Genomic DNA, 16,732 nt, shown 5'->3' with positions numbered 1-16,732 from the left:
GATTATGAATTGCGAGATTTGGATGACTTATTCACCCGTAATGAAAGATGTAAACAATTCAAATTGATAGGGGACGTCAAAGAAAGGAAAATCCAACGCCATGCGTAGATGGATAAAAATTATGATAATAAAAAAGCAGATAAAACATAAAAATGTTATTAGGTTTTTTTCGCTCGCGTTGGCGTCCTTGATGATTTTATCTATGTCATGGACACCAATTACGTATGCCAAAAACTCGCAATACGGACCTCAATCTGAACCGCAAGTTGTCACTCCTGTAAAGGAAGAACCATCAAGTATCAAATCCAACGAGGAACAGGGCGAGGATCTAGAGATCGGGCCAGAGATTGTTGGTCAACCCGTGGGTGCTGCTATACCGGCACCGACCATTAACAAAGTCTTTTGCGACGCCACAACCATTTCCGGCGGTAAGGTACACAAAGCTAAGGTTAATAAAAAGATTGTAATAGCAACAGTCCATGTAACATTAAAGGCTAAAGACGGCACTGTTAAAGCCACTCTTTCCTATACCCCTAAAAGAGGAAATACCTGGAAAGTAGATTTACCTGCTGGAACAAAAGTTGAAGAAGGAGATACAGTTACTGTCTATCAACAATTAGATGAAGACAAATCACCAGAAGTAACTGCAAATGCTGAGCTATCAATAGCAGGTCAGACAACGCTCACAATGCCCGCCGGCGAAATCTGGATTGAACACACGAACTCCAACCAAGTAAATGACGATGAGAAAGCAGAAGCTACTGAACTGTTGAAGAACGCCAATCCGGAAATTGCGAATAAAATTAAGAGTGTTACATTTTCTATCGATGGCACGGATCATGCCTACTATGAAGTGACCTATACCGATAGATCAACCTCCGGAAAAATTGAAGCTCCGGACCTAAAAATCAAAACGGTAACGGAAACATCTGCTGCTCCGACAATACAAAAAGTCCAGGTAACAGATGGACAGATTATCGTTACATTTGCTGAAGAGGTTGCCGCAGGTACGAAATTTTATTTTGTCAACAATTTCACGGATAACGAGGACAATAGTTTCTGTGAAGGTGGAAAATGTATAGTGGACAAATCGACATGGCGAGAGATGTCTCAAACAGTATCCGTTGACGGCACAAAAGTTACGTTCTCAATCAATGATGATGATTTAGAACTCGGAAAAAAGTTCGGTATTATTGTCAAAGAGCCACATAAATTCCGTTCTTGCGCGAAGTCTGAGCCGGTAATAACAACTCCCAAAAAGGTCGCCGTGAGAGATCCCAAAAAACTAACTGATGACGATAAAAAAGCCATCGATAAAGCTATTCGAGATGCCAATACGGTACATGGCGTATCTAAACTCCCCGATGGAACTGGATTTATAGACGATCCTGCGTTTATCGAGTTTGATAAAGACGGAAACGTTACAATAATCAGTCCTAATGATGTGGAAGTTGATTGGGATGGCGGCAATCCGGTATATCGAAAAAATGCCGATGGAACCTATAAACTAAACGATGGGGCCAAAGTCACTAAATTCCCTGCTAAAGATCTGGTAAAAAATATCGCACCTAAATCTCCGGTGATTGCAGTAGACACGGATAAGGGTGAAGTAACTATTACCCCACCGGCTTATAAAGATCCCGGTGATGATACCGACTTGGCGTCCTACACGATTACGTATAAGGACGAATCGGGCGCGGAGAAAACCGTCACCGCAACGCGAACCGTAGACGCTACCACAGGTAAGACCACGTGGACATCGGATGGTGCGACCGTTGATGCAAATACTGGGGTAGTAACCCTGGAGATTAAAGAGTTAGCAGTTGGAGCCACCATCACGGCAAAAGCAAAAGATAATGGTGGATTAATTCCTGAAGAAGCCCCGCTTGAATCGGATCTGGCAAGCAAGGCTCTCGAAACTGCCACTATTAGCTACGACGGTAACGGCGGCACCGGCGAAATGAAAGACAAGAAGCTAAACAAGGGCTCAAAGTACAAGATTTTGAGTAATGCTTTCACTGCTCCTGAAAATCAGGAATTTGACACTTGGGAAGTGAATGGCAAAAAACTAGCGCCAGGCACTGAGATTATGGTTGACAAAGATACGCAAGTCACAGCAATTTGGAAGGAGAGCCGGGTCAAGCTAAAAATCACTACATCCGTAACAAACGGAACCATTGATCCGAGCTGCGATGCATATAAGGGAGACAATAAGACCATAAACTATGCACCAAAGGATGGTTACAAGCTAAGGAGCGTAACCGTTGATGCCAAGGAAATGGATATATCTAAATATCCAAATAGCTATACCTTTACGAATCTCGATAAAAACCATGAAATAGCCGTTGTGTATGAACTCCCTACATACACAGTGACCTACGACTGGGGTAAGGACGCACCGGCAGGAAAAGAGCTCCCGAAGAATAGTGATAGTTACTATGCTGGTGATCACTACACCGTAGATACTACCTACAAGAAGAACGACACGGTAAAAGGTGAGAAGGACGGTAAGAAAGGTACGTGGACCTTCAGCGGTTGGACCGATCTGAATAACGGCACCATGGGTGACAAGAACGCAAGCATTACAGGTTCTTGGACCTTCACCGAAGCTAACAAGTATCAGGTTGTCTACAACTGGGGTAAGGACGCACCGGCAGGAAAAGAGCTCCCGAAGAATAGTGATAGTTACTATGCTGGTGATCACTACACCGTAGATACCACCTACAAGAAGAACGACACGGTAAAAGGTGAGAAGGACGGTAAGAAAGGTACGTGGACCTTCAGCGGTTGGAACGATCCGAATAACGGCACCATGGGTGACAAGAACGCAAGCATTACAGGTTCTTGGACCTTCACCGAAGCTAACAAGTATCAGGTTGTCTACAACTGGGGTAAGGACGCACCGGCAGGAAAAGAGCTCCCGAAGAATAGTGATAGTTACTATGCTGGTGATCACTACACCGTAGATACTACCTACAAGAAGAACGACACGGTAAAAGGTGAGAAGGACGGTAAGAAAGGTACGTGGACCTTCAGCGGTTGGACCGATCTGAATAACGGCACCATGGGTGACAAGAACGCAAGCATTACAGGTTCTTGGACCTTCACCGAAGCTAACAAGTATCAGGTTGTCTACAACTGGGGTAAGGACGCACCGGCAGGAAAAGAGCTCCCGAAGAATAGTGATAGTTACTATGCTGGTGATCACTACACCGTAGATACCACCTACAAGAAGAACGACACGGTAAAAGGTGAGAAGGACGGTAAGAAAGGTACGTGGACCTTCAGCGGTTGGACCGATCCGAATAACGGCATCATGGGTGACAAGAACGCAAGCATTACAGGTTCTTGGACCTTCACCGAAGAACCGGCCAAACCGGAGCATCCAATGAACCCAGGAACAGCACAGCCAGGTTCTATAAATGGAAATACAGGAAATACAGGAAATACAGGAAATACAGGAAATAAAGGGACAAATTCTTCTGCACATGTTATACTAAAAACTGGCGAAGCAACGAGCGTACCATTCTATGTAGGTGTCATGGCACTGATTGGATCTGCTCTTTCAGCACTAGCACTGGGGCTTAAGAAAAATAACAACCAATAGGTTAGGCAGTGCAACATAGGGAGTTTGTAATCCCGAACATTACGGTATAGTCGTGAAATATGGCTATACCGTTTTTTCGTCTTTCTGTTTCTGGGGTGGCATAAGATCATCGATGCAGCCCCATACGATATGCATCCTCTGCATCCTTTGGGCGCCCAAAATACTTTGTGAAGGCCAGCCTCAAGCATCGAAAGGTCGTTTGCTTTGAAGCTCCCGCCTTCATCGTCATATTTGGCAATTTCACCGTTTGACCTTGTAATCATTCCAGCACTTTTGCTCGTGGCTCCCCTGCCGCAGTCGTCACAAACCACAAAGTATAGATCCAAAGCTGATTTATACCTGCTAGATGATGTGTTTTGTAATAATTCTTTTGACGTTGTCTGAGCATAGGGCTCAATGTCTTTGCAAAGTGGTCCTTTGATTTGCCAGACCAATTTGCATGCCTGAAGTTAAGGAAATCTTTCGAATTTTGCTTCTGGTTCCTTAAAGGGCGGTCAGAAGACAATGCGCTTAAGTAATACAACCCTGTCATGAAATGCCGCAAGTCAGGAAAGGAGGGCGCATGGAAGTTATCTGCGAAGGGCCTGCGTCTCATAATGATGTTGTCTATAGGGGCGGCGTAACTCGCTATAGCCGTAGTGCTTCAACACTTCGGTCGTATCAGCGCCGAGCGCATCGCCAACATCGTCATCGCGGCTGGTTCAAGCGCATTATCATTCTTTTTTCTTACGCTTACGTCCCTTGGGGCTATCTGTTTTCAACAGGGCTTGCTGTCATGGCAACGCCCTTCCAAGATCACTCCTACCGAGCTTGTCAGTCTCTTTGAACGCAATCCCGAAGCACGCCAGTTTGTTTTGGATTTTGACAAGCGTCACAACGATCATCCAACTATTGATCTTTCTGAATACGCTCACAGTCCCATGGTTCCGCTCTTCTTGCTGTGGGATGAGCGCTGGGGCTATACCAACTATGCGGGTCAGTACTTTGCGCCTTCTGGTTGTGGTCCGAGCTGTTTATCGATGGCCTATATTTATCTTACGGTGGACGCATCGATGTCGCCTCTTGCGATGGGCGAGTTTGCAACAGCTCAGGGTTATGCAGTCGATGGAGAGGGTAGTGCCTGGGCGCTCATATCTTAGGGCGGTCGAAAATTAGGTTTAGATGCGACCGAGATTCCCCTGCAAGAGAAACGTGTTAAGACAGACCTCGAAGCAGGCAATCCCATTATTTGCATCATGGGTCAGGGTATTTTACCAAGACTGGTCATTTTATTGTTCTCGCTGGTCTTAGGGAAGAGGATATCGTTGTGCGTGATCTCAATAGCAGAGGACGCTCCAATAAGATTTTGACCTACTATGAGCTTGAGGGCCAGATTTAAAATCTCTGGGTCCTACGCAAAAGTCAAGTCTAGTAAGCAGAACTTGCCGTCTGCCACCTCATATATCCTCGTGAGAAAATGCTCTGGTTCGTATGCCACCTGCCCTGACGAAACATTGTATTGAAATGCAAGGGTCTATGTGAGAAAGAGTTCAAATGTATCGCATTCTTCTAGTAGATGACGACCGTGATATTGTTGGTGCACTCAAGATTTATCTGCAAAATCCCGACTATGAGCTGCTTTGTGCCTATGATGGCACGCGTACGCAGTGCGCTGCGCCGATATAAGCGGCTCGGTGCCGCCAATCCTCAGGACGAGGAGACTGCCGGAACACTTGTGCTTGGTGGTATCAAACTCGATGATGCCGCAAAAAAAGTTACCGTAGATGGCGAAGCGGTTGCGCTTGCGACCAAAGAATATGACACCTGCCATTTTCTCATGAAGCATCCTGGACGTGTCTACAGCCTAGTTGCAATCTACGAGCCAGTCTGGGGTGCGCCTTCGTATGGCTGTGAAAATACTGCTGCTGTTCACGTACGTCATCTGCTGCCTAAAATAAGATTTCAGAGTACAATGTTAAAGTTTCAGAGTATAGAGCAATAGTTTCAGAGTTATAAAGGCAAAGTTTTACTGTATCCAACACGTAATGAAACTAGAGATAACTTTACAGAAAATGATACCAAGCCTATTAGCTGTTGCTTAAAAGAACACTGTAAATAAAGGTTTATTGTAGGCTGACTAAGCAGAAGAACGTGAATGAAAGTCTGGTGTGAATTGACGCTAGACTTTTTTGCTTTTAGGGGTGTGTGCTATTTAGACAAGGGGGTGTTCTTTTAGCCCTTAGGGTGTTTATCAATACTGGACTTATTACGGAGTCTGAGTGATGTATAGGCTACAAGGAGGATGAGTCAATGCGAGAAGTAAAGAAAATACTGCAAGACGAGATGGATTATAGCCTTTGTAAACTACTTTTAGACTATCTGCATTTCAAAGGCCTGGTTGACTATCTAACCGTGCGTCACGATGGAAAGGTTGAGTTTATCTTCCTTGATGGGATCGTAATGAAAATAGACAAGTAAATAACGGATATACAATATATAAAGGCTAGTCAATATAGATTTTTCTTATATAATTAGCACAAGAAAAATTAGCATACAAGGTTGACAAGCCATGAAAAAACTAACAAAATCCATGACAGATAGACAGACAGCATAGATCTGTCCATTTTCACGTAGGATTTTTTAATTGGCAGAAATATATACCTGATGGATAGGTATGTATTCCTACCTATTTTTATGCAATTTTTAAAAACAATAAAAGGAACATTATTAGATTGATAAGGAGGAGAATATGAAAGCATTATTGAAAAAGACAATGGGTCTATTGATGGCAACATTAGTAGCGTTTGGTGTAATAGCTGGAACTACACAGGTATTTGCGGCTGATGATATACCCAACGCTAAAGCTTTTACAGTAACTAAAAAAGTAGCTGGCTCTAGTGAAGAGATGCCTGTTGGCGAATACGACACATTTATGGAATGTGTTAATAATATGGATATAAACGATGCCACGAGTTTATATACTGTATATGTAAATAAAGATACGGTTATTCCAGCAACCGAAGGTATGCATCTCAGAAGTAATAATAAAATAAGGCTAACTTCAGGTAAAGGTGGACCATACGAGCTTACAAGAAAAGGTCCGAAAGAGCTTATGGGTGTCGGAGAAGGTGCAGAGATTACAGTTGATAATATAACACTTGACGGAGCTCATGAGAGCGAGTGCTTGTCTGCCCTTACTGGAGGCAAGATCACTATTGGCAAAGGAGCGATAATTCAAAATTTCTCTGATGTTGAAATTTTTGATGGTCCAGCACTATATGTTAATGGAGGTACATTAACGATCGAAGATGAGGCTGTGATCAGAAATAATACATCTCACAATCAAGGTGGTGTCATTCAATCTAGACAAGGCTCTACTCTCAATATCAAAGGTGGTCTTTTTGAAAATAATAGCAGTACCACTTCTGGTGGTGGAGCGATAGCTTCTTTTGGTCAATTAACTATTACTGGTGGCACATTTAAGGGAAACAAAGTTCCTGACAAAAAAGTCGGTGGTGCTATCTGGATCGGTGAAACGAATCCTGCTACTATCGAGAATGCTAGATTTGAAGAAAATGAAGCAAGCACGGGCGGAGCGATTTATTCATCACAAGAACTAACAATAAAAAATACTACGTTTAGCAAGAATCAGGCTAAATGGGGCGGAGCGATTTTTAGTGTAAAGAAACTGACGATAAGTAAATCGAAATTTGATGCTAATAGTGCCATAGCTGCAGGAGGTGCTTTATACCTTAATAAGGATAATGGTGGAGCGGATATAAGTGAATCGCAATTTACTAACAATGTAGCTACTAGTGGTGGTGCAATTTACACCTATAAAGAAGATAATAACGATCCTACAAAGGACACAGAGGCATATAAGAATATAAGCACAGATGAGAAAACTTTGTTCAAAGGAAATCGGGCTATCTCCGGTAAATATACGGCACCAGAAAATTATGCTGACTATACTCAGCTTTTATTTAGTGGCGACTCTGATGCCGCACAAGCCAGTAATTTTCGAAAGAGCTTGCTTAATAACAATGACATAAACTATAAGAACCCTTATTTGTACGTTAACTTCGTCGATGGCGATAAGATTCATGCTACAAGGAAAGTAGAAAAAGGCAAGGCAATTGATACTGATGCGTTGACTAATGAGTCTATGCCGAAGAAACCAACGAAGGCTGGTTATACATTCAAGGAATGGAATACGAAGGAAGACGGTAAAGGTACTGAATTTACGGGAGCAAGCGTAGTTAATGGTGATATGACTGTATACGCTATTTACACGAAAGATCCTGTACCAAATCCGGATCCAACTCCAAACCCACCTACACCGACTCCGGAACTCAAGCCAAATCCTCAGACACCAGCTCCTCAGCCACAGCCTAAAAAGCATATTGGCATGATTTCTAAGACTGGTGAATCAGCATCGTTTGCAGGCTTGCTCACAGCTATAGGTTTCTCGATTGCAGGACTTGCAATTCTTCGTAAGAAGAAAATGATGGAAGAAAACAAGTAACTAGGCACTGCTTGTTTTAAGTAACGAGCATTGGTTATTAGAAGATGGCTCTAGCGATATGTTAGAGCCATCTTTTTGTATGTTATCTTTTGAGTGTTATTTGAGATATAAGCTTTCTTATTCTCAATAAAAAACAGTATGGTGCTCCAAGCTCTAAAGTTTCAGAGTACAAAGCAATAGTTTCAGAGTTACAATCGACCTGTTTTTATGTTTAAGGCACTTAGCTTTCAAGATATAATGAGTATTAGAAGATAAATTTGTAAAAGCTCATTTCAATAGATGAAGGAGGTGCTTTTATGTCCAATTCAAACTCAAATTACACTAAGCAACTCATTGATGATTACTGTGTGCTAGATACCGAAACGACCGGCTTATCTGCGTATTACGATGAAATTATTGAGATAGGTATTTTAAAGGTCAGGAATAATGAAATAGTAGACCGTTATGATAAGTTGATTAAACCGAGTACAGAAGTAGATGGTTTTATTACAGCATTAACAGGAATAACTAATGACATGCTGGAAGGTATGCCATCTATAGACAGTGTTAAAACGGATGTACTCTCGTTCATAGGTGATGACATTATTCTTGGTCATAACACCTCTTTTGATATGCGTTTTTTGAATGAGGGTTTTAAGGAACAATTGTCTAATCAGTATATGGATACGATGCAATTTGCTCGTAAACTGTATCCTGAGTTGAAGCATCACAGACTCTCCGATTTAACTGACTACTTAGGCTTACATAATAACGAACATCGTGCTTTATCGGACTGCGTATCAACGAAAGAATTATATGATGCCGTAAAAGCTAGTATGGCGGAGAAGAATCTCGCTATTGAAGATTTATGGATCACCGGCGAAAGCCACGGCGGCAAAGGAATAGATATCAAAGCCATTAAGCCTACTGAAGCGGTCATTGATGAAGATGGATTTTTCTATAATCGACATGTTGTTTTCACCGGTAAGCTTGAGAAAATGCTTCGAAAAGATGCGATGCAGCTTGTAGTGAATCTCGGCGGTATCTTAGATAATAGCGTGAATAAGCAGACTAACTATCTGATCCTTGGTGACAATGACTACAATGCAATTCTTAAAGGTGAGAAGTCTTCAAAGCATAAGAAAGCAGAAAAGTTAAAACTTGAGGGTCAAGATATAGAAATTATTGATGAGCGGACTTTCTATGATTTGCTGGAAATATAGTCTCAGATATAAGCCGTAAATAGTAAAAGAAATACCAAGCGTGAAGTTTAAAAGTGTTAGGTTAAAACTCAGAATGGAAAGTCAAAGTTTCAGATTCCTATAAATAGTTTCAGAGTTCAAAATTAAAGTTTCAAAGTACAGACAAAAAGTTTCAGAGTTCAAGGTCAAGGTTTCATTGTATCCAACACGTAATGAAACTAGACCCAACTTGTGCTTGTGGTAGTGGCAGCTTATTGATGGTAGCATTCAAGATGCATTAGATAGCTTAAGTACTTTTTATAAGCATGTGGCTAAGAAACCAGCTTTTATGTGCGTTATAGTCGGCCATTTAGATGCTGCTTTGCAAGAACCCAAAACAGGGATTTATATTGTGCCAATTACAGCACTTAGGGCGTAGCTATATTAGCTTTTGAAAGTGCTATACGGTAAGTGCTTAGTTAAATTATATAAACAGGCGGAGCTTTTAGCTTCGCCCTTAATATTTTAACTGCCAATAAATACTTACAAGAATGCAAATGTTTTATTTTTAGGTGACGCTAGCTCTATGCTAGAGACGCTTTTAATTTTGCATTAACGAGTTATGGTCATCACACATTAATTAAAAATGCGAGGTACAACTTAATTAAATCAAGCGTATTTTGCGGATTAAGGCCTGTTAATTTGGCTAGTTTATTTAGTCGATATTGAACAGTATTTTTGTGAATGAACAACTTATCTGCGCAAGCTTGTAGGGAACCATTACATTGAACGTACGCTTTGATAAGCTTTGCATAAATGGCATAATCATCCTTGTCGAGGAGATTATTCAGAATAATTTGCTTGTATTTGTTCAAAGTCTTTTTATCCACTGCGCTTAAAAGTAGCTCAATGTCAAAACGTGCATAACTAAAAATGTGCCGCTGCAAATTAGCTAAATGCCCCCACCTGAGAGCAATTTGTGCTTGCTTATACATACTACTAGCCTGCTCTAGTAGATAAAATTCTTCACTTATTCCAAAATCGAAGACGTACCCTGTTTTACGTGTGATTTCTGTAGCACAATTTGCCAATACAACCTTGAAATCTTTAATTGACTTAGCTTCATAACAGTAGATAATGATTTCTTTGAAAAAAACAGCATAGAGACAATTATTAGAAAAAAACTTTTCTAATACGCGATAAATTTTATCGCTCAGTTCGACATCGATTACATTATCAACATTTTTACCCACACAAATTAGTTTAGTATAAGCTACTTGATTCATTTCAAACGCTGCTGGAAGAGTAGCATGTGCTTGTGTAGAGCTTGCCTTTTTGAGATGGCTATCAGCGTAAGCTAGCTTAGCGATTCTTTTCCATTTAGTTGCTTCTAATTTAGAATTATCATCTTCTAGAGGATTATTTATAAGTTCGTATTCATTACCAGCAATTAAATCTTCTAGATATGACTTAATACGTTCGCGCTTTTGTTTATCAATTTTTTGATTATACGTTTCCTTGAGCAAAATTTCTGTCATCTTTTGGATGATTGCACCGTATTTGCTGACGGAAGCTGTATCGCCTGTTATACCTATTGAGGCGATTACTTCACCATTAAAATTTATCGGCATGTTTATGCCTTTTTTTGCACCAGTATATTCATCATCACGGTAAACTTTTACAACCTTATTATCACGAATCGATAAAAGCCCTGCAGCGTGAAAAGTAGCAATACGCGCAGCATCACTTGAATAGATGATTGTGCCGTCTTTATTGATAAAGTTAATATGTTCGTTGATGACCTCACGTAGTTCTTCAACGATTAATTGTGCTGTTCTTTTATTTATTTTCATTGTGCTTAAGACCAAATAATTCTTGACTAATAGTTGAAAAAATGTTCCGCAGCACATTGTAACACTAATTTAGCCGTGTTTATACTTGTCATATCTTAAATATTAATAGGAGGGTGTATGAACACATTAATCTTGATGGACTCCTTTAAAGGCAGTATCTCTTCTCACACTGCTGGATGTACAGTCAGAGAAGCAATCCTGAAAATTAATCCTACTGACCAAGTGACAGTTTTACCTGTTGCTGATGGTGGAGAGGGTACAGTTTCAGCTTTCCATTCTTTCCCAAATCATCAGAGTATTAAAGTACAGGTAAATAATCCTCTCTTTGAACCTGTGGAAGCTACATATGTAATTTCAACTGAAGACAATTGCGCCATCATGGAAATGAGTCAAGCAAGCGGTTTAACCTTAATTCAAAATCGATTAGCTCCATTGCAAGCAAGTACATATGGCGTTGGCGAAATGATTATAGATGCACTTGATAGAGGCGTTCGGCACTTCATCATGGGTATCGGTGGCTCAGCTACGAACGATGGCGGTGTTGGCATGCTACAAGCTTTGGGCTATCGTTTTTTAGATGCTAATAAGTACGAGATTATGCCGGGCAATGCTGGACTTTCTATGATAGCTGAGATTGATTTAAGTCAAGCAGATAAGCGCTTAAAAGAGTGCCAGTTTGATATAGCTTGTGATGTTGATAATCCTCTAAATGGTGAACGAGGCTCCGCAGCTGTTTTTTCACCACAAAAAGGTGCAAGTGCAGCTGATGTTAAAGCGATAGAAGCTAATTTGCTGCATTATCATCAAATGACCAAAACTGTAATTAAGCAGGCTGATAACCTGTATCCTGGCGCAGGTGCAGCAGGTGGCTTAGGTTATGCTTTCAAGACATATCTTGAAGCTAACTTACAGTCAGGTATTGAACTTATTTTGCGTCTGATTCATGCAGAAGATTATATGAAAGAAGCTGATTTAGTTATCACGGGTGAAGGCAAGCTAGATTTCCAGACAGCTATGGGAAAAACGCCAATTGGGGTAGCTAAATTAGCCAAAAAATACGGCAAAAAGGTGATAGCGTTTGCAGGTGTGGTTGACAATGAAGCGATAGCTGTTAATGCCAAAGGCATCGATGCCTTTTTCCCAATCTTAGATCAGATCCGTCCATTAGAAGAAGCTTTATCTGAAGAGAACACCAAAGCTAATTTGAGACGGACAGTTAGCCAAGTAATTAATTTAATTAATTTGTGGAGGTAGTTATATGGATAACTCTGTTGTCTTTAGCACATTCGGGGCGATTGTTGGCTTAGTCGTAGCGATAGTTTTGATTATCAAAAATTATCATGCAACTTACTCGCTGATAATTGGTGCATTGGTAGGTGGCTTAATTGGCGGAGGTAGCTTGGTGTTAACAGTAGCTGCCATGATTAACGGCTCAGCAACAATGATGAGTGCAGTATTACGAATCATGGCTAGTGGTATATTAGCTGGGTGCTTAGTCAAGACAGGTGCTGCAATTAAGATTGCTGATACGATAGTCGAAAAATTAGGCGGTAAAAATGCAATGTTGGCTATTGCTATATCGACCATGATTATTTGTACAGTTGGCGTCTTTATTGATATAGCAGTTATTACAACAGCTCCAGTTGCTTTAGCTGTAGCTAAGAAAGCCCATTTAAGTAAATCGGCAGTGTTATTAGCTATGATTGGTGGCGGCAAGGCTGGTAATATCATAAGTCCTAACCCTAATACGATTGCTACAAGTGAGGCGTTTGGCCTTAACTTAAATAGTTTGATGGCCGTGAATATTGTTCCAGCCATTTGCGCTTTAATTGCTGTTGCATTTTTGAGTAATTCTCTTAATAAGAATAAATTCCGTGACTATGTTACAGAAAATGACTTGGAAGCAGGAAATGAACAGAAATTGCCTTCATTCTTACAAGCTATTTTAGGTCCAGTTGTTGTTATTGTTTTGTTGGCTTTAAGACCATTATTCAACATTGTGATTGATCCTCTGATTGCTTTGCCAGCTGGCGGTATTGTATGCCTGTTGGTCACAAATGAGATGAAACATGTAGCAGAGTACTCTGAATATGGATTTAGTAAGGTAATTGGTGTTTGTGCTTTATTAATTGGTACAGGTACATTAGCTGGAATCATTTCTCACTCTAATTTACAAACTGATATGATCACTTTGATTGGATTGTTACATTTGCCTCCTTTCGTTTTAGCTCCTGTTTCAGGTATTTTGATGGGTGCTGCTACAGCTTCAACGACAGCTGGTTCAACAATTGCTGGCCGAACATTTGCTAAAGCCTTGACAGCTGCTAATGTAACGAGCTTAAATGCTGCAGCTATGTTACATGCTGGTGCTACGGTGCTTGATCAATTACCACATGGATCTTTCTTTCATGCTACAGGCGGTTCTGTAAAGATGTCAATTAAGCAACGCTTAAAGTTGATTCCTTATGAAGCTTTAGTTGGTCTTGTTTCAACAATTGTTGCTACGTTGATTTATTTAATTTAGTTGTTCTGGCGATTTAATGCGCCACGTTTAGCAAAAGAGGACCTTATGGGTCCTCTTTTTTATTGCATGACAGTGCGTATTGATTAGATGATTTTTCTGGTAAGCACACCAAAAATGATACTAAAAATGATACCAAAAACGTAAGTGATACCAAAAATGAGGGTCAAAATGTCACCCGAAAATTAAAGCCTAACGAAAGATGTGAAACAATAGTAGATTTCATCAGCAAAGATTCAAATATAACAACCGCTGAATTGTCTAATCTGTTACTTGTATCTATAAGTACAATGGAAAGAGACTTAAAAGCCTTGACAGATGCCAAAATCATAAAGTACGTTGGGAGTTCTAAAGACGGATATTGGCAAGTGATTAAGGGATGAAGGGACGAAGGGTTGAAACAGGATAACATATGCCAGTATGACGATGCTTTTTCTCGCTCTTTATTTCTAGCTCCATTTTGTTGCTCTTTCTAGGCTTAGAAAAATTTTCCTTATTAGCAAGTTGCAGCCTTGCTTATCTGATTTTCATGCTATTGCTCGCCATTTTGGTGTTGACAGCCTGATTTTTAATTGGAGTTTAGCGGTAGTTTTGGACTAAAATTTCAGACAAACACTTTGGGCAAACAATTTCAGCCGAACAAGCTCAGACAAAGGGCTTAGCAAGAGAAAGGTAAGGGCTTACAAGCTACAACACATTTTATCTATGCAATAAAATTGCAGTTTAACGCAAAAATCTTAAATAGATTATACACCTTTCGTGCTGTACGCCGCCTAATTGACGCTCGCAAATTAGTTTGCTATTGTTTACTGGATCGCATTTTTAGCAACATTTGGGTGCTTAGTTAGGGAACATATGAGTAAGCAAGTAACAGTAGAAGACATTCGTAAGAGCGTTAAGGAGCATAATGTTTGCTTTTTACGCTTAGCCTTTACCGATATTAATGGCAAATTAAAGAACGTAGAATTACCAACCAGCCAGCTAGACAAAGTTTTAGAGAATGAGATTCGCTTTGATGGTTCATCAATTGATAGCTTTGTGCGCATTGAAGAAAGCGATATGATTCTTTATCCCGATTTATCAACCTGGTTAGTTTTGCCTTGGAGTGATGGCGCATCAGGCAACATTGGTCGCTTAATTTGTAGCGTGCACAAAGTGGACGGAACACCATTTACAGGTGATCCACGTAATAACTTAAAGCGCATCTTGGAAAAGATGAAGTCGATGGGTTACACAGCTTTTGATGTGGGCTTTGAGGCTGAATTTCACTTATTCAAGTTAGCAGATAATGGCACATGGACAACTAATGTGTGTGACCGTGCAGGCTATTTTGATATGACAGATAGCGATGATGGAGCTAAGTGCCGTCGCGAAATAGTGGAAACTTTGGAGAGCTTGGACTTTGAAGTAGAGGCAGCGCACCATGAAGCTGGTCATGGACAGCAAGAGATTGATTTCAAATTTGATGATGCTTTAACCACCGCTGACCGTGTGCAAACTTTCAAGATGGTTGTTAGAACCGTGGCCAAAAAGCACGGACTTTGCGCAACGTTCATGGCCAAACCTTTGGAAGGTGAACCTGGTAACGGTATGCATACGAACATGTCTTTATTTAAGGGCGAACAAAATGTCTTTTATGATCCAAATGGCCAATACGGCTTATCCAAAACCGCCCTTTATTTCTTGAACGGTATTTTGCAACACGCACGTGCTATCACCGCCATTGGTAATCCTACAGTTAATTCGTATAAGCGCTTGATTCCTGGCTTCGAGGCCCCTGTTTACATCTCCTGGGCAACCAAAAATCGCTCTCCGCTTGTGCGTATCCCATCTGCAGGTCCTTTGACAACCCGTTTGGAGTTAAGATCAGCCGATCCAACAGCTAACCCTTATCTTTTGCTAGCTGCTACTTTACAAGCTGGCTTACAAGGCATCGAGGATGAAAGGTTGCCGATGGAACCAATTATGAGCAATGTATTTGAAATGACTGAGAGCGAACGACAGGCACGTGGTATTAAGCCGTTACCATCCACTTTGCATAATGCCGTGAAAGCTTTTAAACAAGATGAATTAATTCAGTCAGCTTTAGGCGAGCATCTTACACGTAGCTTTATCGACTCCAAAGAGTTAGAGTGGGCAAAGTATACACAGAGTGTGTCAGAGTGGGAGTTACAGCACTATATTGATTATTAGTTTTAACTTAAAGCGTTAGCAAAAGGTACATAGCAAGCATTAAATTATTAACAGCGCTATGTGCCTTTTATTTATTTGCAAGGTAAATTTAAGCTTCATATGGATTTTTAGTAATCTTCTTCCTCATCATCTTCGTAATCGTCAACAGCCTCATGACTATCCTTGACGATTGATTCGACTTTAAGCCAGTCGCTGTCAGGCCGAGTGATGAGACGACTGTTACTGTAAGCATAATCGAGTGACAGAATAGTTTCCTCTTGATAAGCACCAGATGCGTGACGCTGAACTACCATGGCTAAGTCGACATGACTTTCATCCAATAGTGCTAAAGGCAATAACAGAGAGCCTTTCTTTTGACGAGGATTGTACATTGGAATAGCTGTCTTATAATTCCACTCAACACGCTTAATTGCTAATTTAATTGAATCTTCCAAACGATTTTTCAACCTGTTAAAGCAACGATTATCAGCATTTATACGTTCGGCAAACTCTTTGAAATAGGCAATACGCGCTTCTTTAGGTGTCTTTTTGTCATAAGCCATATCAAGATCCATATCGTTAATTAACAACATTTTGGGCGAACAATTATCTTCCAAAAACTCTTTTGGGAAACGATACAAACGCTCCACAATAATATGTTGGTAATCTCAAGACAAATCACCTGTGCTCGTATCATAAAGCATATTTTGAATATTGTTTTCAAAATAGTCAGCACGCTTAGGCAACGGATTAAAGACTTTAACGAGTGTTTTACCTGCATCTTCACCAGCCACAACGAAGTCTAAAAGATACCAGTAATTAGGCTTATCAAGAATATCGCTCTTTTTGAAAAGGGCATAAATATAATCGTATTTACGATCAACCAGGCCAGTATTAAAGGCTGCATAGTCATTG

11 protein-coding genes and 1 pseudogene are annotated in these 16,732 nt (G+C 40.6%); 10 read left to right on the top strand and 2 right to left on the bottom strand.

The genetic code is table 11. The annotated features are described in order from the left end of the window. The first annotated feature begins 100 nt into the window (after nt 1-100). The 6 genes from PYS62_RS06660 (at nt 101) to PYS62_RS06635 (ending at nt 9,313) form a co-directional block, all read left to right on the top strand. Complete coding sequence (locus tag PYS62_RS06660) at nt 101-3,607, top strand: SHIRT domain-containing protein (protein ID WP_315574196.1); 3,507 nt, start codon at nt 101-103, stop codon at nt 3,605-3,607. Between the two features lie 638 nt (nt 3,608-4,245). After that, nucleotides 4,246-4,746, top strand: a complete 501-nt coding sequence (locus PYS62_RS06655; protein ID WP_066714213.1) for a hypothetical protein — start codon at nt 4,246-4,248, stop codon at nt 4,744-4,746. Between the two features lie 488 nt (nt 4,747-5,234). Continuing rightward, entirely contained in the window at nt 5,235-5,588 is a 354-nt protein-coding gene (locus PYS62_RS06650) for a winged helix-turn-helix domain-containing protein (protein WP_315574195.1), read from the top strand. A gap of 308 nt (nt 5,589-5,896) precedes the next feature. Next, nucleotides 5,897-6,064 (top strand): hypothetical protein, encoded by a 168-nt coding sequence (locus PYS62_RS06645; RefSeq protein ID WP_315574194.1) that lies wholly within the window; start codon nt 5,897-5,899, stop codon nt 6,062-6,064. Nucleotides 6,065-6,335: 271 nt separating this feature from the next. Then, complete coding sequence (locus PYS62_RS06640) at nt 6,336-8,111, top strand: InlB B-repeat-containing protein (protein WP_066714217.1); 1,776 nt, start codon at nt 6,336-6,338, stop codon at nt 8,109-8,111. Nucleotides 8,112-8,407: 296 nt separating this feature from the next. After that, nucleotides 8,408-9,313 (top strand): BRCT domain-containing protein, encoded by a 906-nt coding sequence (locus tag PYS62_RS06635; RefSeq protein ID WP_066714219.1) that lies wholly within the window; start codon nt 8,408-8,410, stop codon nt 9,311-9,313. 587 nt (nt 9,314-9,900) lie between these two features. Here the strand turns inward: PYS62_RS06635 and PYS62_RS06630 are convergent. Continuing rightward, on the bottom strand, nt 9,901-11,124 hold the full coding sequence (locus tag PYS62_RS06630) for a CdaR family transcriptional regulator (protein WP_315574193.1): 1,224 nt from the start codon (nt 11,122-11,124) through the stop codon (nt 9,901-9,903). 117 nt (nt 11,125-11,241) lie between these two features. On the opposite strand from PYS62_RS06630, the gene PYS62_RS06625 reads away from it, so the two are divergent. The 4 genes from PYS62_RS06625 to glnA all read left to right on the top strand — a co-directional run bounded on the left by PYS62_RS06625 (nt 11,242) and on the right by glnA (nt 15,838). After that, nucleotides 11,242-12,378 (top strand): glycerate kinase family protein, encoded by a 1,137-nt coding sequence (locus PYS62_RS06625; RefSeq protein ID WP_066714223.1) that lies wholly within the window; start codon nt 11,242-11,244, stop codon nt 12,376-12,378. Between the two features lie 4 nt (nt 12,379-12,382). After that, nucleotides 12,383-13,648 (top strand): GntP family permease, encoded by a 1,266-nt coding sequence (locus tag PYS62_RS06620; protein WP_066714225.1) that lies wholly within the window; start codon nt 12,383-12,385, stop codon nt 13,646-13,648. Nucleotides 13,649-13,857: 209 nt separating this feature from the next. After that, nucleotides 13,858-14,028 (top strand): DeoR family transcriptional regulator, encoded by a 171-nt coding sequence (locus PYS62_RS07500; protein ID WP_156422973.1) that lies wholly within the window; start codon nt 13,858-13,860, stop codon nt 14,026-14,028. A gap of 472 nt (nt 14,029-14,500) precedes the next feature. Next, nucleotides 14,501-15,838, top strand: coding sequence for a type I glutamate--ammonia ligase (gene glnA / locus PYS62_RS06615; protein ID WP_066714227.1), 1,338 nt, complete (start codon nt 14,501-14,503; stop codon nt 15,836-15,838). A gap of 107 nt (nt 15,839-15,945) precedes the next feature. Here the strand turns inward: glnA and PYS62_RS06610 are convergent. Further along, nucleotides 15,946-16,728, bottom strand: a pseudogene (locus PYS62_RS06610) (DUF3825 domain-containing protein); the annotation flags it as partial. Between the last annotated feature and the right edge of the window lie 4 nt (nt 16,729-16,732).

Origin of the sequence: Amygdalobacter nucleatus, from assembly GCF_029167365.1 — a bacterium.
Taxonomy (GTDB): domain Bacteria; phylum Bacillota; class Clostridia; order Saccharofermentanales; family Fastidiosipilaceae; genus Amygdalobacter; species Amygdalobacter nucleatus.
The sequence above is the reverse complement of the archived record's forward strand: the minus strand, read 5'-3'. Positions and strand labels throughout refer to the sequence as shown.

Coding starts and splice junctions, on each gene's coding strand:
- PYS62_RS06660 (WP_315574196.1), top strand. CDS start 101: ATGCGTAGATGGATAAAAATTATGATAATAAAAAAGCAGATAAAACAT.
- PYS62_RS06650 (WP_315574195.1), top strand. CDS start 5,235: ATGATGGCACGCGTACGCAGTGCGCTGCGCCGATATAAGCGGCTCGGT.
- PYS62_RS06645 (WP_315574194.1), top strand. CDS start 5,897: ATGCGAGAAGTAAAGAAAATACTGCAAGACGAGATGGATTATAGCCTT.
- PYS62_RS06640 (WP_066714217.1), top strand. CDS start 6,336: ATGAAAGCATTATTGAAAAAGACAATGGGTCTATTGATGGCAACATTA.
- PYS62_RS06635 (WP_066714219.1), top strand. CDS start 8,408: ATGTCCAATTCAAACTCAAATTACACTAAGCAACTCATTGATGATTAC.
- PYS62_RS06630 (WP_315574193.1), bottom strand. CDS start 11,124: ATGAAAATAAATAAAAGAACAGCACAATTAATCGTTGAAGAACTACGT.
- PYS62_RS06625 (WP_066714223.1), top strand. CDS start 11,242: ATGAACACATTAATCTTGATGGACTCCTTTAAAGGCAGTATCTCTTCT.
- PYS62_RS06620 (WP_066714225.1), top strand. CDS start 12,383: ATGGATAACTCTGTTGTCTTTAGCACATTCGGGGCGATTGTTGGCTTA.
- glnA (WP_066714227.1), top strand. CDS start 14,501: ATGAGTAAGCAAGTAACAGTAGAAGACATTCGTAAGAGCGTTAAGGAG.